This window comes from Rhodococcus sp. GXMU-t2271 (assembly GCF_041414735.1).
GTDB lineage: Bacteria > Actinomycetota > Actinomycetes > Mycobacteriales > Mycobacteriaceae > Rhodococcus > Rhodococcus indonesiensis.
The window spans coordinates 24310-43327 of sequence record NZ_JAUIZP010000055.1 but is presented as its reverse complement, the minus strand read 5'-3'; the positions used below and the strand labels follow the sequence as shown (position 1 = coordinate 43327).

Annotated in this window: 22 protein-coding genes and 1 riboswitch; of the genes, 7 read left to right on the top strand and 15 right to left on the bottom strand. The window is 70.7% G+C overall.

Features of this window, described 5'->3' with window-relative positions:
• From QYS60_RS19885 to QYS60_RS19870, 4 genes are all read right to left on the bottom strand, one after another.
• Positions 1-837 (bottom strand): ABC transporter ATP-binding protein, encoded by an 837-nt coding sequence (locus QYS60_RS19885; protein ID WP_371384018.1) that lies wholly within the window; start codon positions 835-837, stop codon positions 1-3.
• Positions 834-1628, bottom strand: a complete 795-nt coding sequence (locus tag QYS60_RS19880) for an ABC transporter permease (RefSeq protein WP_371384017.1) — start codon at positions 1626-1628, stop codon at positions 834-836. The genes QYS60_RS19885 and QYS60_RS19880 overlap by 4 nt, the downstream gene beginning before the upstream one ends.
• Complete coding sequence (locus QYS60_RS19875; RefSeq protein WP_371384016.1) at positions 1609-2637, bottom strand: ABC transporter substrate-binding protein; 1029 nt, start codon at positions 2635-2637, stop codon at positions 1609-1611. The genes QYS60_RS19880 and QYS60_RS19875 overlap by 20 nt, the downstream gene beginning before the upstream one ends.
• On the bottom strand, positions 2634-3353 hold the full coding sequence (locus QYS60_RS19870) for a TenA family protein (protein ID WP_371384015.1): 720 nt from the start codon (positions 3351-3353) through the stop codon (positions 2634-2636). The genes QYS60_RS19875 and QYS60_RS19870 overlap by 4 nt, the downstream gene beginning before the upstream one ends.
• Positions 3346-3444, bottom strand: a riboswitch (TPP riboswitch). (Overlaps the previous gene by 8 nt.)
• Positions 3445-3556: 112 nt before the next feature.
• On the opposite strand from QYS60_RS19870, the gene QYS60_RS19865 reads away from it, so the two are divergent.
• The 4 genes from QYS60_RS19865 (at position 3557) to QYS60_RS19850 (ending at position 6960) form a co-directional block, all read left to right on the top strand.
• Positions 3557-5098, top strand: coding sequence for a carboxylesterase/lipase family protein (locus tag QYS60_RS19865; protein ID WP_371384014.1), 1542 nt, complete (start codon positions 3557-3559; stop codon positions 5096-5098).
• 124 nt (positions 5099-5222) lie between these two features.
• Complete coding sequence (locus QYS60_RS19860; protein ID WP_371384072.1) at positions 5223-5957, top strand: FadR/GntR family transcriptional regulator; 735 nt, start codon at positions 5223-5225, stop codon at positions 5955-5957.
• Positions 5954-6625, top strand: coding sequence for a sterol desaturase family protein (locus QYS60_RS19855; RefSeq protein ID WP_371384013.1), 672 nt, complete (start codon positions 5954-5956; stop codon positions 6623-6625). The genes QYS60_RS19860 and QYS60_RS19855 overlap by 4 nt, the downstream gene beginning before the upstream one ends.
• A gap of 125 nt (positions 6626-6750) precedes the next feature.
• Entirely contained in the window at positions 6751-6960 is a 210-nt protein-coding gene (locus QYS60_RS19850) for a DUF2945 domain-containing protein (protein WP_371384011.1), read from the top strand.
• 349 nt (positions 6961-7309) lie between these two features.
• Here QYS60_RS19850 and QYS60_RS19845 read toward each other — a convergent pair whose 3' ends face one another.
• Positions 7310-7861: a dihydrofolate reductase family protein gene (locus QYS60_RS19845; RefSeq protein ID WP_371384010.1), complete on the bottom strand. Its 552-nt coding sequence runs from the start codon at positions 7859-7861 to the stop codon at positions 7310-7312.
• A 125-nt stretch (positions 7862-7986) separates the two neighbouring features.
• A complete protein-coding gene (locus tag QYS60_RS19840; RefSeq protein ID WP_371384008.1) occupies positions 7987-8688 on the bottom strand; it encodes a hypothetical protein in 702 nt (233 codons plus the stop codon).
• 349 nt (positions 8689-9037) lie between these two features.
• On the opposite strand from QYS60_RS19840, the gene QYS60_RS19835 reads away from it, so the two are divergent.
• Positions 9038-10267 carry a hypothetical protein gene (locus tag QYS60_RS19835; protein WP_371384007.1) on the top strand — a complete coding sequence of 410 codons (1230 nt, stop codon included), beginning with the start codon at positions 9038-9040 and terminating at the stop codon, positions 10265-10267.
• 17 nt (positions 10268-10284) lie between these two features.
• Positions 10285-13119, top strand: a complete 2835-nt coding sequence (locus QYS60_RS19830) for an FtsW/RodA/SpoVE family cell cycle protein (protein WP_371384006.1) — start codon at positions 10285-10287, stop codon at positions 13117-13119.
• Here the strand turns inward: QYS60_RS19830 and QYS60_RS19825 are convergent, their stop codons facing one another.
• From QYS60_RS19825 to QYS60_RS19815, 3 genes are all read right to left on the bottom strand, one after another.
• A complete protein-coding gene (locus QYS60_RS19825; protein WP_371384005.1) occupies positions 13120-14109 on the bottom strand; it encodes a rod shape-determining protein in 990 nt (329 codons plus the stop codon).
• A 167-nt stretch (positions 14110-14276) separates the two neighbouring features.
• Positions 14277-14555 carry a GNAT family N-acetyltransferase gene (locus QYS60_RS19820; protein ID WP_003935193.1) on the bottom strand — a complete coding sequence of 93 codons (279 nt, stop codon included), beginning with the start codon at positions 14553-14555 and terminating at the stop codon, positions 14277-14279.
• A 162-nt stretch (positions 14556-14717) separates the two neighbouring features.
• Positions 14718-15239, bottom strand: a complete 522-nt coding sequence (locus tag QYS60_RS19815) for a hypothetical protein (RefSeq protein WP_003935194.1) — start codon at positions 15237-15239, stop codon at positions 14718-14720.
• A gap of 128 nt (positions 15240-15367) precedes the next feature.
• Between QYS60_RS19815 and QYS60_RS19810 the strand changes: the two genes are divergently transcribed.
• Positions 15368-15685, top strand: coding sequence for a hypothetical protein (locus tag QYS60_RS19810; RefSeq protein WP_054374522.1), 318 nt, complete (start codon positions 15368-15370; stop codon positions 15683-15685).
• A 16-nt stretch (positions 15686-15701) separates the two neighbouring features.
• Here the strand turns inward: QYS60_RS19810 and QYS60_RS19805 are convergent, their stop codons facing one another.
• The 6 genes from QYS60_RS19805 to QYS60_RS19780 are packed head-to-tail and all read right to left on the bottom strand — an operon-like array spanning position 15702 to position 18958.
• On the bottom strand, positions 15702-16325 hold the full coding sequence (locus QYS60_RS19805; protein WP_054374525.1) for a Type 1 glutamine amidotransferase-like domain-containing protein: 624 nt from the start codon (positions 16323-16325) through the stop codon (positions 15702-15704).
• An 11-nt stretch (positions 16326-16336) separates the two neighbouring features.
• Positions 16337-17209, bottom strand: coding sequence for a maleylpyruvate isomerase family mycothiol-dependent enzyme (locus tag QYS60_RS19800; protein WP_003935197.1), 873 nt, complete (start codon positions 17207-17209; stop codon positions 16337-16339).
• Positions 17206-17646, bottom strand: coding sequence for an HIT family protein (locus tag QYS60_RS19795; protein WP_371384004.1), 441 nt, complete (start codon positions 17644-17646; stop codon positions 17206-17208). Before QYS60_RS19795 ends, QYS60_RS19800 begins: the two co-directional genes overlap by 4 nt.
• A 4-nt stretch (positions 17647-17650) precedes the next feature.
• The gene (locus QYS60_RS19790; RefSeq protein WP_289380210.1) at positions 17651-18421 is read right to left on the bottom strand and encodes an NAD-dependent deacylase; all 771 of its coding nucleotides are present in this window, start codon (positions 18419-18421) and stop codon (positions 17651-17653) included.
• A 4-nt stretch (positions 18422-18425) separates the two neighbouring features.
• A complete protein-coding gene (locus QYS60_RS19785) occupies positions 18426-18596 on the bottom strand; it encodes a hypothetical protein (RefSeq protein WP_003935200.1) in 171 nt (56 codons plus the stop codon).
• Complete coding sequence (locus tag QYS60_RS19780; protein ID WP_003935201.1) at positions 18593-18958, bottom strand: DUF488 domain-containing protein; 366 nt, start codon at positions 18956-18958, stop codon at positions 18593-18595. The genes QYS60_RS19785 and QYS60_RS19780 overlap by 4 nt, the downstream gene beginning before the upstream one ends.
• Positions 18959-19018: the final 60 nt, after the last annotated feature.

The following is a 19018-nucleotide window of genomic DNA, read 5'->3' as shown; positions in this document are numbered from 1 at the left end:
TCAGTCCCGCAGCGACGAGCTGCGCGGATCCTGCGGTGTCGAGCCGCACGAGTCCTGCGGTGTCGAGCCGCGCGAGTCCTGCGGTGTCGAGCCGCGCGCCCCCGTGCTGTGCAGGACGTCGACGAGTTCCCTCTCGAGCGCCACGAACTCCGGTGACGTCAGCGTGTCCAGGCCCCGGGGGCGCGGCAGCGGCACCGCCACCTCGTGGCACACCCGCGCCGGGCGGGGCGTGAGCACCAGCACCCGATCCGACAGCAGCAGCGCCTCCCGCACGTCGTGGGTGATCATCAGCACCGTCCAGCGGTCCCGCTGCCACACCTGCTGCAACCACAACTGCATCTCGGTGCGGGTCAGCGAATCCAGCGCGCCGAACGGTTCGTCCAGCAGCAGCACATCGCGGCCCTGCAGCACCGTCCTTGCCAGCGCCGCGCGCTGCCGCATCCCACCCGAGAGCTGCCGCGGGGCGGCATCCTCGAAACCGGCGAGACCGAAGGCGGGGAACAACTTCCGTGCCCGCTCCCGCGCCTCGCCGCGGGGCGTGCCCTGGACCTCGAGGCCGAGCGCGCAGTTGTCGAGCACACTGCGCCACGGAAACAGCAGATCCTTCTGCGGCATCAGCGCGGCCCGTCCCGGTGCGGCCGGCCGCCCGGCGACCGTGACGGCGCCGGTGTCGGGCACGTCGAGGCCGGCGATCAACCCGAACAGGGTGGACTTGCCGCAGCCGCTCGGACCGATGAGCGAGACGAACTCGCCCTCGGCCACCGCGAACTCGGCGCCGTCGAGCACGGTTCGCCCACCGAACGCCTTGTGCACGCCGGTGACGGCGACGGCGTTCACCGGGGGCTCCTCGTCGCCAGCGCCCACGGCGCCACCACCCGCTCCGCGGCGTAGGTGAGCAGATACAGCGCGAGCGAGAGCACCGCGGTGACAAGCACCGCCGCCAGCACCAGATCGGTCCGGAACGAGTTCTTCTGGGTGCTCATGTAGATCCCGAGTCCCGACGTGGCGCCGACGTACTCGGCGAAGACCGCACCGACCACGGCGTAGGTGATCCCGATGCGCAGCGCCGTGAAGAACCGGGGCAGTGCCGACGGGAGCCGCACGTACCAGAACTCCTGCCGGCGCGAGGCACCCATGCTGCGCAGCAACGCCCCCGCCTCCCGGTCCGCGGCCGCGAAGCCCTCGATCAGGCCGATCGCCATGGGGAAGAACGTGGCGAGCGCGATCACCAGGATCTTCGGCAGCAGCCCGAATCCGAACCAGATGATCATCAGCGGCGCGATCGCGATGATCGGCAGGGTCTGCGACACCACGAACAACGGCACCAGGGCGCGGCGCAGCCACGGCGAGAAGTCCACGACGATCGCCAGAGCCCACGCGACCGCCAGGGATACCGCGAAGCCGACGAGCGTGACCTGCAGGGTCGACCAGGCGTGACCGGCGATGTCGGCGCGGTGCGCCCACCCCTGCTCGAGGACCCGGGCGGGGGAGGGCAGCACCTGCGGGCGGATGCCGCTGACCGCCACGTACAGCTGCCAGCAGAGGGCCAGCGCGACGACGGTCACCGCGGCCGGTGCGACGCGCCGCAGCCAGGGGTTCCGGGTCGGGTCAGGGCGTGAGGTAGTCATCGGTGAAGTAGGTCGACCAGTCCGGCTCGGTGGTCAACGGTGCGCCGTCGGGACCGGCGAGCAGGCCCTTCTCGAACAGGAACCGGGAGTACCCGGTCCATCGCTCGAGGGTGAGGGTGCCGACACGGCCGTTCTCGTCGCGCATGTACTCGGCCGACAGCATCCGCTGACTCTCGTAGACGAGTTCCTCGTCGGAGAACGCCCCCGGGTTGGCCTCGATCAGGGCGCGCGCGCCGCGGTCGGGATCCTGCGCGGCGATCTCGTAGCCGCGCTGGACGGCCTGCACGAACGCCCGGGCCTGGTCCGGGTGTTCGGCCAGCCAGTCCTCGTTGCCGTCGATCACGATTGCGTAGGCGTCGGGGAACCCGTAGTCGGTGTAGCGGAAGTACCGCATCGGCAGCCCGCGGTGCTCGGCCTCGATGCCCTCCCACGCCAGGTAGGAGACAGTGAAGTCGGCGGTGCCGGAGTACACGGCCTCGTAGGCGGAGGTGCCGAGGGTGACGGAGGTGAAGTCGCCGCGCCCGCCGTCGTTGCGGATCACCTGGGCGAGCGTCTCCTCGTCGCCCGGGTCGCCGAAGCCGGCGTAGGTGCGGGAATCGAGGTCCGCGGGCCGGGACAGGTCGGCGCGGTCGGCCTTGACGGCGATGCCGGTCGCCCAGTGCTGCAGCGGCGCGAGCACCGAGACGGTGCGCGAGCCGGCCGCCCGGGAGAACGTCGCCTGCGCCTGCGTGGAGATGCCGAACTCGGCGTTGCCGGCGTCGACGAGGGTGTCCGGGGTGGTGTTGTTGTAGGGCAGGAACTCGACGTCGAGACCGGCGTCGGCGAACAGACCCTCCTGCTGGGCGACGTACAGGCCGGTGTGGTTGGTGTTCGGCGTCCAGTCCAGGGCGAATCGGATGGTCTCACCGGAATCGTCGCTGTTCCCGGCGCAGGATGCGGTGAGCAGCAGCGCGGCGGTGACGGCGGCCAGGACGGTGAACCGGCGGCGCAGCCGGGGGAGCGTGGTCATGAGGCCGGCCACTCCTGGGTGTTGAGCGCGGTGTCCCAGAACAGCAGCTCGTAGCGCGTGGCGATGGTGAACGCCTCGGTCATGGCGTCGCGCTCGGCGTCGGTGGCAGCCGCCGCCGCGGCGTCGACGAGGTCGCGGGCGCCGGCGACCGCGGCGTGGAACTCGGGCGCGTCGTAGGTGGTGACCCACTGGGCGTAGGGGTGGGCGGGATCCGTGGCGAGCACTTCGGCGGCACGGACGGCGAGATCGCGGCCGACCTCGGCGTAGATCCAGAAACAGGGGAGTACCGCGGCGGCACCGACCGGATACGGGTCGGTGGCGACGGTGGCGGTGAGATAGGAGACGTAACCGAGGCAGGCGGGCGAGTGCGCGGGGGTGTCCTCGGCCGGCGGCAGGACCCCGCCAGTGAGCAGCCCCCGGTGCAGGGCGGATTCCTCGGTGGCGGCCGTGGCGGCGCTGTTCGCCCAGAACGCGGCGGTGCCCGGGTCCGGGGCCTTCGCCGCGAGGAGGGCGAGTGCCTTGGCGTACCCGGCGAGGTACAGGGCGTCCTGCTCGATGTAGAAGCGGAACGCGTCGAGCGGCAGCGTCCCGTCGCCGAGGCGGCGCAGGAACTCGAGGTCGTCGATGGCCTCGCGCAGGACCTTGGTCCGGTCCCACAGCAGATCGGTGAAGCGGTCGGTCCCTGCCGGGACCGACGCGCGGGCAGGCATAGTCATGCCAGGACATCCCTTCGTCAGCATTACCTGATCAGGTTCGACGGGTGTGATCTCAGCCCCGCGCACATGCGGAGCACCCCGTGTCTACGGAGCCGACGATAGCACTCGGCGTAGACCGCCCCCGTCGCCCGGGTCGGCGGGGTCCGCATGCAACCTGTCTGTTGTTGGTACCTTGGCCCCAGACCGTTCGTTCGGGAGGGACCGTGGACGCCGAGACGCTCATCGTCGGCTGCAAGTACGGCGACGTACGCGGCTACCGCGACGGCTCCGTCTACACGTGGAAGGGCGTCCCGTACGCCGCGCCGACGTCCGGTGACCTCCGGTTCCGCGCCCCCGAACCGCCGGAGCCGTGGACCGACGTGCTCGACGCGCGGCGCTTCGGGCCCATCGCGCCGCAGGGACGCAACAACCCGATCCCCATCGATCCGGGGCTGACGATCGGTGAGGACTGCCTCTCGCTGAACATCTGGGCGCCGGAGCCGGACGGGGAGCCGCGGCCGGTGATGGTGTGGATCCACGGCGGTGCCTACGTCCTCGGCTACTCGGGGCAGCGGATCTACGACGGACGGTTGCTCGCCGAGCGCGGCGACGTCGTCGTGGTGACGGTCAACTACCGGCTCGGTGCGCTCGGCTTCCTCGACTTCTCGTCGTTCTCCACCGCCGGGACCACCTTCGAATCCAATGTGGGACTGCGGGATCAGATCGCCGCCCTCGAGTGGGTACGCGACTGCATCTCCGCGTTCGGGGGCGACCCCGACCGGGTCACCGTGTTCGGCGAGTCGTCGGGCGGTGGGTCGCTGACCACCCTGATGACCGTGCCCCGCGCGGAGGGGTTGTTCCACCGGGCCATCGCGCAGAGTCCGCCGGCGACGTCGGCGTACGGGTCCGAGCGGGCCGCCCGGGTCGCCGAGCGGTTCCTCGAGATCCTCGACCTCACCCCGGCGCGGGTGTGGGCGCTGCGGGACATGCCGCACGAGACGCTGACCGACGCGGGTGACGTGCTCGTCGGGGAGATTCCCACGAAGTTCCCCGGCACGCTCGCGATGGCGCCCGTGGTCGACCGCGACCTGGTGCCGAAGTACCCGGTGGCGGCGTTCCAGAAGGGGCTCGCGCACCGGATCCCCCTGATCATCGGCTCCAACAAGGACGAGCCGTCGATCTTCCGCTTCATGAAGTCCCCGTTGATGCCGGTGAGCGACGCCTCCGTGCAGGCGATGCTCGACGCGCTCGCCGAGGATCACCCGGAACTGCCGCCGGACCGCATCGCGGAGATCATCTCCGCGTATCCGGACGTCACGAAAACGTCGGGGGCGATGGCTCTTTCGCGCGACGCCGGGTTCCGGATGCCGGTGGTGTGGATCGCCGACGCGCACAGCGCCCACTCGCCGACGTGGGTGTACCGGTTCGACCATGCGACCCCGATGCTCAAGGCGGCACGGATCGGTGCCGGTCACGCCACCGAACTGCCGTACGTCTTCGGCAATTTCGGGACGCTCGATCGTGACCCCACGTTCTGGCTCGGTGGCCGCAAGGCTGCGACGACGATCTCGGGCCGGATCCAGCGTCGCTGGCTCGCCTTCGCGCACCACGGGGTGCCGGCCGCCCTGGACGGATCCCGGCACTGGGCGCCGTACGACACCGACAAGCGCATGACCCTGCTGATCGACAACACCGACACCCTCGTCCCGGACCCCGACAAGGTGCTGCGTGAGGTGTGGGGCGACCAGGTGATGGGCTTCAGTTGACCGCTCCGGGTGGCCGAATGTGACATCGCGTCGGTCCGGCCGACGGAATGTGACATTCGGCCGCAAAGGGAACTGGTCTTACCACTTGACCTCTGTCCGTACGGTGGCCTACGGTCGGGTCGTGATGTTCGAGCCGATCACCCGCAAGTCCGCCTCCGGTGAGGTGTACGACCAGATCGCCGCCCGCGTGCTCGGCGGCGATCTCGCCGCCGGGGCGTCGCTGCCGAGTGAACGCCACCTCGCCGAGGTCTTCGGAGTGTCGAGACCCGCTGTCCGCGAAGCTATTTCCCGACTCGCGCACGCCGGTCTGGTGGAGGTGCGTCAAGGGGAGGCGACCTCGGTGCGCGACTTCCGCACCCAGGCCGGGCCGGAACTGCTCCCGCGACTGCTCGTGCGCGACGGGCGACCCGACTGGGACGTCGTCCGCAGCGTCCTCGAAGCCCGGCAGCTCATCGGCCGTCAGGTCGCCCGGCTCGCGGCCACCCGCGCGACGGACGAGACGGAACTCCGGTTACGCGAGTCCGTGGCACGCCTCGCCGCGGGGGACGACCCCGTCGCATTGCAGGTCGCCGCCCTCGGATTCTGGGAACACGTCGTCGACGCCGCCGACTCCCTCGCGTTCCGGCTGATCTTCAACAGCCTGCGCAGCGCGTACGAGCCGGCCATGACCGCGATGGCCGGGGTGCTGATCGCCGAGGTCGGACGTGCCGACCTCTACGAACGGCTCGCCGGCGCCATCGTCGCGCGCGACGAGGACGGCGCCGAACGCACTGCCGGCGAACTGCTCGATCTGGGCACGTCGGCCCTGACCACCGCCATCGACCACGCCGAACACGGAGATGCGAGGAACCGGACATGAGCACGAATCGGACCGAAGGACGAGGCCGTCGCGCCTCGATCGGCCTGCGGGACGCCGCCGCCGAGTTCGTGCGCCACCCGTCGCCGTGGATGATCGGCGCGATGCTCGCCGCCGCGGTCGTCGCACGAATACTCGTCGGCGACTGGCAGGTCACCGACGCGTTGGTCCCACTGGTCGCCCTGCTGGTGTTCCCGCTGGTGGAGTGGGTCATCCACGTCGGCATCCTGCACTGGCGGCCGCGCCGGATCGGTGGGCTGACGCTCGATTCGCTGCTGGCCCGCAAGCACCGCGAACACCACAGTGACCCGCGTGACGTGCCGCTGGTCTTCATCCCCTGGCAGACCCTGGCGTGGCTGTTGCCGGTACTCGTCCTCGTCGCGTGGCTCGTCTTCCCCAGGCCCGGGCTGGGACTGACGTTCCTCGTGATCCTCGGCGTCCTGGGCTCGATCTACGAGTGGATGCACTACCTCATTCACACGGACTACCGCCCCAGCTCACGGCCCTACCGCGCAGTGTGGCGTCATCACCGGCACCACCATTTCAAGAACGAGCACTACTGGTTCACCGTCACCACCGCCGGCACCGCCGACCGGATTCTCGGCACCGAACCGGACCCGGCGACGGTCGAGACCTCGCCGACCGCCCGGAACCTGCACGCGACCCGGTGATCCGGTGCGCGCACCGCGCTCGCGGGGGGAGGTTGCCGGCGAGAAACGGTGACCTTGCGATGCCGTCGCCGAAACCGTGCACCGGGTAGCATCCCCAGAACCAGCATCCAGACCAGGGAGGGGCTGTGGCGGCTGACTTCTCCGTCGGTGACCATGTCCGGTGGAACTCCGAAGCCGGATACGTCGAGGGCGTGATCATCGAGAAGCACACCGAGGACGTGGAGTTCAAGGGACGTACTCGGCGTTGCTCCGAAAGCCACCCTCAGTACGAGATCAAGAGCGACAAGACCGACCACATCGCGATGCACAAGGGCGATGCGCTGACCAAGCTGTAGGGTGCCGCAATCCGGTCGCTCGGCTCGAGATGAAACGACATCATCGACGCCGTCCGAGAGGCGCGCGGGCCAGCCGTCGCCCTCGGGTGTCCGACCGACGTTCTCGGCCTCGGGTGCACCATGTGGCCGGGCCGGCGCGAGGATCCGCCTCGGGTCGCGACTGCTCTGTCGGGTCGGGTCGAAGGACCTGCGTCGGTTCAGGCCCGGGTAGGCGAGGTGCCGACCGACGGTGCGCGCCGAGATCGGGAACCCGTCGGTGTCCAGGTCGAGGGCGATGCGCCGCGCCGGCCACTTCCTCTTGCTGCGAGTGCACCATCGGCACCGATTCCGCGCGAGGGCATCGCGGGTCTCAGTGGGCGAGGTAGCGCAGCATCACCACGGTCTCGAAGTGCCTGGTTTCCACCAGCCGGAGCGGCAGGCGTTGGTCCAGTGGCGGGAAGAGTGGGGTGCCGCCGCCGAGCACTACCGGGGAGAGGAACAGTTGGTACTCGTCGATGAGCCCGTGAGGGATCAGTGAGGCCGCCAGGCCCGCGCCGCCGACCTCCATGACGCCGTCGCCTGCGGCCTTGAGTCTGCGCACCACGGCGACTGCGTTCTCTCGGATCAGCGTGCTGTTCCAGTGGACCTCGGGGAGTGTCCGGGAGAAGACGACCTTGGGTTTGTGGGTCCAGAGCTGAGCGAATTCGCGTTCGACGCGCGGCGCGTCAGCGGGCACGTGCGGCCAGTACTCGGCCATCAGCTCGTAGAGTCGGCGGCCGTGCAGCGAGATCTCGATCCGGCGGTATCGGTCGTTGTGGAACTGGTGTAGTTCCTCGTCGGGGTCGGTCCAGTCGATGTTGCCGTCGCGGTAGTTGATGTAGCCGTCCAGGGACACCCCGAACCCGTAGATCAGTTTCCTCATGACGGGGTAGACCTCCGGTGCGCTGTGAATTCATCGGTTCGCCGGTGTTGTTCGGCGTGCCGTGTGCGATACCTGGCCAGGGGCGGCCCTACAGGGCCGACGGTATGCGGGTGCTGGGGTGTTGGTCACCGACGCCGGCGCCGCCCTGCCCGGTGGCGAGCAGATGACGGCCGAACTCGAACGCCGGGACTCACACCTTCGGCGGCCCACCTGGAGACGGTCTCGGCGGAGCCGATGGTGGGTGCGAGCCGCCACAGTCCGGCGGCGGCGAGCAGGTGCCACAGTGCGTGGCCCTGGAGCACACTGCTCGGACGGCAGAGCGATGTCCGGTCGCCGAGAGCGCCGAGCAGGGCACCGGACGCGAGGAGCAGTGCCGCGACGATCGTCGCGCGCCGCAGGTGCGGGCGGATGCGGGCGCGGTCGAGGGTCAGTCCGACGGCGGCGACGGCCAGCAGTGCCTGCACGACGGTGGAGACCGACGGCCCGGCGGCCACGACGGGGACCATCAGGAACGGAACGACGCGCCACCACCACGGCGACAGCCGAGTGCCGAACCGGTCCGAGGCGGCGTCTACGGCGACGTAGGCGAGCAGTGTCGCAAGAGGTAGGTCGTGTGCGTACGCCTGCCACGGCGGGTTCGGTCCGTGCGCTACCAGCGACCCGGCGCCGACCGCGACGACGAGCAGACCGTAGGTGACGCTCGCCGTGCCCCGGCGCGCGAGGACCGCGACGCCGGCGACTACGAAGGCCAGGCTGCTGACGGTGGCCGCGGGCTGGCCGACGAGGCCTGTGCCCCGATACAGCTCGCAGGCGTTCGCCAGCATCATGGCTCGAGGTTAGCCGCTGCCGGCCGGTCGCAGCTGTGCGCAGCGGAACGGGGGGATGGGATGCCGCCACCGGTCCGGGAAGCGACGCGGTGCCCGTTTCGAGAGGGCTGCGCGGATCGGGTTATGCCCGCCCGACGGACGGTCGCTCGGACATACAGCCCGCATGCAGCCGGGGGGCGAGAGGGACCGGGTCTCGGATGGGTAAACGGCATGTCCGCCAGCGCGAGTCGGAGTTGAATGGATACCCCAGGGGTAGTGGAACTCGACAACAACCAATCCCAAGTCATGGTTCACCGTCGCCCGTCCCGGTTGCGACCTGTGCGGGCGGCGCAGCGGTTCGGGGTGCACGATGAGCGAAGCAGTGACAGAGCTCCACGGGAGAAGGCGCGAGCCTGTCGAGCCCCCATGGGAACCCTCCCTACTCGACGACGAGACTCGTGGCGACGGGGTAGCACTCCGGCGTCTGCTCGCGGTGGCCACGCTGACCCGAGCGCAAGCCGCACTGCTCGTCGACGATCTGATCTTCCGGCTCGAACGCCGTCAGCACCGCTGTCCGAGCCGGCTGCGGGACGACACCGTGACGGTGTCCGAGACCGGACGGCTCACGATCGCATGGAACGGGAGCGCGACGGACGGGCACGCAGCGGACGAATCGGTGGCAAGCCTGCTCCGCAGCATCGTGACGGCCTGCCGCTGTCCGGAATGGGCCGAGCAGGTGAACGAATCGATCGGCGAAGCAACAGATCTCGCGAACCTGGTGCACCGGGTCCGGCACACGATCGCAGCGGACCGGGACCCGGCCGAGGAGTCCCGGGTGCGGAGCCAGTTGGCCGCACTCGTCGCGGTGGTGACGGGACGTCCCTTTCCGGACGGCCCGGCGGTGGCGCGGGCGGACGCGCCGCGGGGGCCGGACAGCGGGGCCGGGACGTCTCTCGCACCGGCCGGCTGGTATCCGCCGGTGCGCAGTGGGTGGCATCGCCGGCGGAGACGACCGTCGCGACGGCAGGGGGTTCTCGGCCTCGTCGCGATCCTGATTCTCGTCGGGACGCTGTGGGTGGCGCCGCGGGTGTGGGCGGAGTTGCGCCGCGGCTGGGACGCCGTCCTGAACCCGGTGGATACGGCGGAGCCCAACCGGATCGAGCCGGTCTCGCCTCCGCCGCCCGAACCCGCGGGCGGTCAGGACGGGCCGGCAGTGGGCGCGGACACGCCGCCGCCCGGGCCGGTCCAGGTCGGTGCCCCGGCAAGCGCGGGACCGATCAGGCTGGTCACCGCCACTCTCGCCAACGGTGAATGCGCGCCCGGACGCATGTGCGCCGTCCGGGTGGACGTACACCTCGACCCCACGGCAAGTGTCGGCGCAGTGACCTGGGCGCTGAATGTCTACGACAGATGTTCCGGCGCGGTCGGCACGAGCGCCGAGGTCTCGCTGGCCGCCCAGCCGGGCGAGGAGGAGGTGTACGGAATCAGCTGGGCGGATCTGCCACCCGGTAGGGCGCTGGCTGTCGCCGCGGTGACCAGCGCCCCGGCGGCAGCCGCCTCGGAGCCACTGTCGGTGCCCGCCGAGAACGCGACCTGCTGAGACGGCGAGGAGGGGACATGGCCGAGCGCCGGCGGGAATCCGATCCCTGGATCGTCACCGCGGCCGTGGTACTCGTGGTGCTCGGTCTGCTGAATCTCACCGCGATCGGGATGACGTCGAATGCCGTTCGGCACGCATTGTTCGCGGCAGTCGGTCTCGTCCTGATGCGCGTCGTTTCCCGCCTGCGGGCGACTGATCTGCGGGCATTCGGATGGGCGGTGCTCGCTGCGGCGACCGTGCTGCTGGCCGCCGTGCCGCTCGCCGGCGTCGCGACCAAAGGCGCTCAACGCTGGCTGGACTTCGGCGTGTTCACCGTCCAGCCCGCCGAACTCGCCAAACTCGCTGTCGTGCTGGTCCCGGCCGGCATTTTGGCCGGTGGCTTCACCCTCGGCCGGTTCGCGGCAGCCCTGACGGCCACCGGGGTACCGATTGCGCTCGTCGCGCTGCAACCGGACCTGTCGACTGCCCTGGTGCTCGTCGCGACGGTCATGGTCATGCTCATCCTGGCCAGGGTGCCGCTGCTGCCCCTGCTTCCGTTGTTCGCGGTGGGAGTCGCGTCGCTGCCGCTCGCCGTTCTCGTCCTCCGCCCCTATCAACTCGAACGCGTGCACGTGTTCCTGTCGAGCAACGTCGACCCGAGTGGGGCGGGTTGGGCCGCGTTGCAGGCGGATATCGCCATCGGCAGCGGCGGATGGTGGGGTCTGGCGCGAGACCCCCTCTACGAGGTGAGAGCCGACTATCTCCCCGAATCGGAACACGATCTCGCCTTCGCGAGCGTCGTGTACGGATGGGGACTGTTCGCCGGCCTGGCAGTCGTGGTCGCCACCACGGTGATCGTGTGGCGGGCGGTGCTCGCCGCCCGCACCGCCCGGACCCGCGAGGCGGCGCTGGTCGCGGCGGGAATCGGCGCGACGTTCGGGATCCACGCCCTGGTATCGATCGGTGCGAGTCTGTCCCTGATCCCGCACACCGGCATGCCGATTCCGCTGTTCAGCTACGGGGGAACGGCCGCCCTCGTCGCATTCGTTGCTGTCGGACTGGTACTCGCGGTGCGCAGAGACGGCGTCGCGCGGCCGCTCTGGCGTCCGGAACCGAGACGGCGCCGCCGCCTACGAGGGGTGTCGGCAGGGGCGGTCGGGCTGACAGCCGCGCTCGTCGCGATGTCGATGGTCACCTGGCAGCTGCAACACGTCCGCGGTGCGGAGCTCCGCACCGCGGGTGAGGCGCAGATGATGCGCTGTATCCGGCTGCCCGCCGAGCGCGGTCTCATCGTCGACCGCAACGGCGTGCCGCTCGCGCTGAACGCCGCCGAGTACGCCGTTGCCGTCCTGCCCCAGGTGTTCGGCGAGAACGATCCGGGCTCGCGCAGCCGACTCGCGGCGCTGATCGGCCTCTCCTCGGACGAACTGGCCGAGGTGATGAGTGGACGTTCCGAAGGGGAACCGCAGGTCCTCGTCGGCAGGGTCGCACCCGAACAGGCTCGGCAGGTCGTGAACGAACGTTTTCCCGGGGTCCTCGTCGCTCCGTCCGGCCGCAGGACCTACCCGTACGGGGCGATGCTCGCGTCGGTACTCGGCCATGTCGGGGTCGCCGATCAGCAGGACATGGAGCGCTGGCCGCATCTGGCGCTCGGATCACGGGTCGGCAAGGCCGGAATCGAGAAGCAGTACGACGCGTTGCTGCGCGGCACCGACGGCAGGCAGTGCATGTACGTCGATCCGACCGGACGTCCGGTCGCCCCCGGCACGCGGGTGGATCCGATACGGGGACACGACCTGCGGTTGCACCTCGACATCGGCCTGCAGGACCTGGCGACCACTGCGTTGACCGAAGCCGTCCGCACCAGCGGCGGCGACCTGGGGGCCGCGATCGTGATGGACGCCCGCACCGGAGCGGTACGGGCCATGGCCAGCGTGCCCGGATTCGACAACAACGCCTACGGCCCGCCGGCCGACCTCGTCGCCCTCGCGGCGCAGGCCCAGTCGTCCGGGCCGGGGGCGATGGTCAACCACGTCGCCCAGACCGCCGCACCGCCCGGGTCGACGTTCAAGATCGTCACCGCCGCCGCGAACGCCGAGAACCCGGTTCTGGCACCGGAGACCGTGATCGCCACGGGCGCGGCCTACACCTACGGTGGGCACACCTTCCGGAACTGGCAGCCCATGGGGCCGCACGACCTGCTGCAGGCCATCCAGTGGTCCGACAACGTCTACTTCTACCGCCTGGCCGAACTCCTCGGGCCCGAGCGGATCGCCGCGGTCGCCGAGCAACTCGGCGTGGGGCAGCGATCGGGAATCGACCTGCCGGGCGAGGCCGAAGGGTTCCTCGGCACGCCGGAGTCGGTGGCACGTATCGGCGCCACCTGGTATCCGGGCTCGACGCTGCTGATGGGCATCGGCCAGGGCACCGTCAGCGCGACCCCGCTGCAGGTGGCGTGCTGGACGACGGGCATCGCCACCGGTGCGATGGTCACCCCTCGGCTCGCAGCGGCGTACGGGTCGGAGGACGACATTCCGATTCCCACGGCGGAGCCGCGCCGGCTGCCCTTCGCCGACCACCTCGACCCTGTACGGGCGGGGATGCGGGCGTCGGCGTCGGCCGGTACGGCCGGGCAGCTGGCCGATCTGCCGGTGCAGGCGGGCGCCAAGACCGGCACGGCGGAGGACCCGTCCGCGCCCGGGAACGGTCTGAACGCCTGGTTCTCCGCGGTCGCACCCATGGACGCACCCGAGATCGTGGTGTCGGTGCTGGTCCGCGGCGGCGGGTTCGGGTCGGCGACCGCCGGGCCCGTGGTCGAGAAACTCCTCCGGTGGTACTTTCCGTCACCGCCGGCCCCGGAGCCGAACCGGTGATCAACTGCTGTACGCCGCCACCACCTCGGGGTGCTCCAAGCAGGCCTTGGCGCCTTCCGCGACACAGGTGAGGGGACGCTCCGCGGTCTTCACCGGGAATCCGAAGGACTCCTCGAGCAGCTGCGACAGACCGTGCAGCATCGCCCCGCCACCGATGGCGAGCAGCCCCTCCGACATCACGTCGCCGATCGCCTGGGCCGGGAGGTCCTCGAGGCAATCGGTCAGGGTCTGCACGATCCCCGTCGTCGTCGGCCGCAACGCCTCCACGATCTCCTCGATCCCGAGCGTGACCAGCCGGGCGCGGCCGGTGACGGCATCGCGTCCCTCCACGACGAGGGCCTGCCCGTCGGGCGTTCCGGGCGTGCCCACCTTCGCCCGCTCGGCGGTGAGCTCGCCGACGACGATCTTGTGCTCAGCGCGGAGGTACTGGTACAGCGCGGTGGTCAGTTCGTCCCCGGCGAGTCGGCAACTGCGATGGGAGAGAATGCCGCCGAAACAGATCGCGGTGACTTCCGAAGTGCCGCCGCCGATGTCCACGACGAGGTGGGCACGTGCTTCGAGCGGGTTGATCCCGCAGCCCAGGGCGCCGGCGACCGGCTCCGGTACCAGGCCGACCTTGCGAAGACCGGCCTCGTGCCCGACCTCGAGCACCGCGCGCCGCTCGAGGGGCGTGGCCCCTGCGGGAACCGAGATCACGCCGTTCGGTCGTAGACCGTAGGACCTGTGCGGGGCGACCCGCTTGATGACGGCCGTGACGAAGGTGCGGGCCGACTCCAGATCCACGATCACGCCGTCGCGTATCGGGCGAACCGGGGTGATGCCGACCGGGGTGCGGCCGACCAGCTCACGCGCATCCTGACCGATCGCAAGCGCGCGATGCGGGTCCTTCTCGCGCACCAGCAGGAACGACGGCTCGTTGAAGACGACGCCGTCTTCGGGGGTGGCGACGACTGTGTTGGCAGTTCCGAGATCGATTCCGAGTCCACCCATGTCGGCCTCCGAAAGGGTTCGAACCGAGACCGTTTCGATGTTACGCAGCACCGGCTCCGCAGGGGCGGATATGACGAGTCGCCGACGAGGCCGTTCGTTCGCCGCCGACCGTGTCCGAGCCCGACACCGCCGACGTCCGGAACACGCGTCCCGGGATCTGCTGCGGATCAGTTGCGGTATTCGGGGTTCGCGTCGAGGAACTTCGCGACGTACCAGCACGAGGCCGCGATCTTGCGGCCCTCCGAGCGCGTCTCGTCGAGGGCGTGGCGGACCACCTCGGCGGCGAATCCGTGGCCGCGGAACTGAGGCTGGGTGACGGTGTGGTCGAAGTCGCGCACCCCGTCCGAGTCGGTGTAGTCGGCGAACGCGGCGAGCGTGTCGCCGGTGTACAACGCGAACCTGGACTGGTCGGGGTGATGTTCGATGCGGTGCTCGTCGTTGGTCACACCATCGACCCTACCGGCCTGCGCGGGGGCCGTGGGATCTGCCCGAGTCGGTAATGGGGCCGGCGTGGGATGCGATGTCCTCGTTGTGGACCTGTGTCGAGGGCGGGCCGGTGTGAGCGGTGACGTGGTGGTGACGCGATGCAGGCGACGGTGGAGACGGGGTCAGGCGGTGACCTGGCCGGCCGGGGGGTGCGCCGCGCGGACGGCGTCGACGAACGCGGTCTTGCGCGCCAGGTAGCGGTCGCGGAACTCGTCGAGATCGTCGGTCCCGTCGCTCGAGACGGCGGTGAGGTACCCGAAGAGGGCGACTGCGGCGGTGAGCACCGGCTCGGGGGCGGACAGCCGCATCTCGTTGACGATCGCGTCGAGGTCGACGATGCCGCGGGCGACGGAACGCAGATGCAGATCGTCGGACTGCAGGGCTTCGGCGAGGTCGGCCTCGGCGAGAGCCGAGTGGTCCGCCTCGAACAGGTGGTTGTAGACGGTGTCGGCGGCATGCAGGAAGCGGACCTGCAACGCGCGATCGGCCGCCCGCAGGGGAGCGGCTGCTGCGACGGCCCGCCGCGACGGTCGCGCGCCGATCCGGGTGGCGAAGACGCCGAGCAGGACGCCGGCCGCGAGTCCCACCGGTACGGCCCACCAGGGCGCCGCACCGCTCGTGAGCAGGTCGGTCAGGGTCTCCACCGTAGGAATGCTAACAGCGGAAGTCACATCAGTCGCACCAGTCACTCTGTTACCGAATCGTTCCGCCGGTGCGATCGGGTGGTTGTGGCAGGTCACTAACGTCAACGGTCGTTCGAAGGAGGTGCCGTATGACCGCATCCGTGCTGTCTGACGCACGACTCGTGCGCGCCCTGTCCGACGAATTCCTTTCGCGGCGGGTCGATTACAAGGCTCTGGAGAGCCTTCACCGCGGGAACGTGGCGGACTGGGCCGCGGCGGCGAGCCGGTTCGCGGCGCTGTCGGACGAGGAGGAACGGCAACTCGCCCTGCGCTGGGAGGGCAATCCCCGCGAACTGCTCGACATCCTGCTCGCACGCGCCGACGAGGTCACCGCCCGCCGATGCCGCACGGCCTGGGTCTCCCTCGACCGGTTCGCGCCGTTCGTCCGCGCGAGCAGCGGCCCGTGAGCGGCGGCGCGCAGTCTCACGCCTCGTCCACGACGATCACCTGGTCGTCGTCGAGTGCCCGGAACGGCAGCCGCTGCTGCGTGAGATATTCCAGCGTGCGCGCGACGCCCGCGTCGGCCAGGGCCGAGTCCCCGGCATGCGGGACGATCGCGTAGTCCACCCACCCCAGACCGTCCCAGCGGGCCGGAACCCCGCAGACGACGTCCACCTCGCCGGGATCGTCGGAGAATTCGAGGCCGCGCAGGGACGGCGTCACCAGGCAGGCCCCCGCGCTGTACCCCGCGTAGGCCAGCCGACCGGACCGGACCAGGTCCGTGAGGATCTCGTCGCCACCGCACAGCGCGAGCCGCATCCGCAGCACGAACGTGTTGCCGCCGCGCACCCACAGTGCCCCGAACCGCGACAGCACCGCCCGCAGCGACTCGGGCGAGCCGGCGTGGTCCCGCAGGTCCACCTCGACGGGTTCGTATCCCAGTGCGCGCAGCGGCGCGAGCTCGCTCGCCACCGCCGAGTCCCGGGCCCGGGACGGCCACGCGTCGGCCGCGTTGGCGATCACCGCGATCGGGCACGGGCCTCGGGTGACCCCGAGCAGCAACCCGGGATCCGCGCCGAACCGGTAGGACGACAGGAACAGCCGCACGGAGTCGCCGATCAGATGACGAAGGCGAGGTTGTCCACGATCCGCCGGCCGACCGTCGTGTCGCCGCCGAGGGTGATCTCGTCGAGGCGGTCGAACGCGTGCACGCGGCCGCCGGCGAGCCGCACGAACAGCCGCGAATCCATCGCCACGGTGCTCGTCGCCGGACCGGACAGGGCCGGCACGACCGAGGCCCGGCCGTCCACCTCGACGTGAACGGTGCGGGCGAGGGGTCCGCTCAGCTCGAGCGTGATCCGTGCCCCGGCGGGAGCCTTACCGAGCTTGCCGACAACGAACGCGAGGGCCCCGAAGATCTCCGCGGACGCGAGTTCGGCTCGCGCGCCGCCCTCGTCGCCCGGGACGCCGAGCGCGTCGCGGAGGTCGAGCTCGTGCATCCAGCAGTCGAAGATGCGGATCCGCATGAACCGGCCGTAGGTCGCCTGGCCCGCCGGCGTCATCGCCGGTGCCTCGAAGTCCTCCTGGGTCATGGCCGCAAGCTGCTCCCGGCGACGGGCGACGATCTCCCGGTAGCGGGCCAGCACCTCGTCACCCGGTGTGCCACGCAGGAACTCGATCCAGCGTTCGTTGAATGCGCCGATCTCGTTGCGGACATGGCCGAGGGCGTGCACGTCGATCGCGACGTGCGGCGTCTCGATACCGGCGAGCATCGACTCGGTCCCGATCAGGTGCGCCGTGATGTCCTTGACCGTCCATCCGGGCAGGGTCGTGGGCGTGTACCAGGTGTCCCCGTGGACGTCGGCGAGCAGCCCGTCGATGGCGGCGAACTGCTCGAGGAGCAGCGTGCGGATCGGTTCGACCGGAAACTCCGGCGCTCCGTCGGGGTCCGGCGTGGTGCTGCCGGGTGCCGAGCTGTTTCCGTGGGTCACAGTGCGTCCTCCGCTTCGAGACGGGCCAGGCCGGCGCGGATCGCCGCGCCGGTGGCCTCCTGGTCGTGGGGTCGGCGCCGCAGCAGTCCTGCCGCAAGGCGCAGCTTGTCGCCGCGCCGTCGCGGCAGCACGTGCAGATGCGCGTGGAAGACGGTCTGGAACGCGGACCGACCGTCGTTGAACACCAGGTTGGCACCGTCGGCGGCGAGATCCGAGCGTTGCACGCCCCGGGCGATGCGCTGCCCGGCGCGGAACAACGCGGCGCCGTGCCCGGGATCGAGATCGTCGAGCCGGGGTGCGTGAACCCGCGGCACCACCAGGGTGTGGCCCCGGGCGATGGGCCGGATGTCGAGAAAGGCCAGCACGTCGTCGTCCTCGTACACCCGCACGGCCGGGGCGTCGCCCCGGACTATGGCGCAGAACACGCAGGAGTTCACCCGCTCACTGTAGGCGGGGCGTCCGTTCCGCGGCGACCGCTGCGACGAGTTGCGGCAGGCCCACCGCCGCGGTGGTGCGCCACACCTCGTCCACCTGATCGGACAGGCCGGTCTGGTCGGGGTTGACCTCTACGACGGGGATGCCGTGCTGCCGAGCCAGCGAGGGCAGGCCGGCCGCGGGGTACACGATCCCCGACGTGCCCACCACGAACACCAGGTCGGCGGTGAGCACGGCTGCGATGGCGGCCTCCCACGGCCCGGTCGGCAGGGGCTCGCCGAACCACACCACGCCGGGCCGCACGTCGCCGCCGCACGCGCCGCAGTCCGGCGGATCGAGGCGGGCGACCGGCTCGGCGGGGGCCTCCGGAAGGTCGGCGGGGGTGCCGCAGTCGGCGCACCGCGGCGAGAACAGGCTGCCGTGCAGGTGTGAGAGCACGGGACTGCCGGCGCGCTCGTGCAGGTCGTCGACGTTCTGGGTGACTATCGACAGTTCCACGGTCCGTCCCCAGTCGGCCAGCGCACGATGGCCGGCGTTCGGCCGCACTCGCCGGACCAGGGCCACGCGCCACTGGTACCAGGCCCACACGGACGCACGGTCGCGGTCCCAGGCCTCCGGGGTCGCCAGGTCGGCCGGGTCGAAGTGTTCCCACAGGCCGGTCTGTGCGTCACGGAACGTGGGCACGCCGCTCTCGGCGGACATCCCGGCGCCCGTGAGCACGGCGATCCGTCGTGCGCGCCGAGCCAGACGGAGGATCCGAGGAGGGGGAGTGGTCATCGGGTCAGGGTAGGGGGCCGGGTCCGGACTCGTCCGTGCCCTCGGCATCGTGGCGGAACACGGCGCCACAGCGCGGGCACGGCGCCTCCGGTTCCTCGAGGAAGAAGCCGCAGTCGGGACAGACCCGGTGCATCCAGCACACCGGGTCGCCGCCGAGGTCGGGCACGTCGTTCACCGCGCACCCCGCATCCGTTCCGCGAGGACGGCGGCGCCGCTGTGCTCGACGTCGCGGGTCGCGGTGAGCAGGACGATCGACCGGCCGTCGGCCAGAGTGTCGACGCGCGCGAGCGCGGCCCGCGCGTCCGGGCCGTCCAGTTCGGCGAGGTACCGGTCCCGGAACTCGGTGAACTGCGACGCGTCGTGCGAGTACCACTTGCGCAGCCCGGTCGACGGCGCCAGGTCCTTGGCCCAGTCGTCGTGATGGAACGCGTCCTTGCGCAGGCCCCGCGGCCACAGCCGGTCGACGAACACCCGGAACGCCTGCTCGTCGCCCGGATGGTCGTACACGCGCTCGACGACGACGCTGCGACGTGCCATGGACTCGTGCCTCCTTCCTCACGGCCGATACGGCAGAATTGTGAAGTGAACTACCTCACA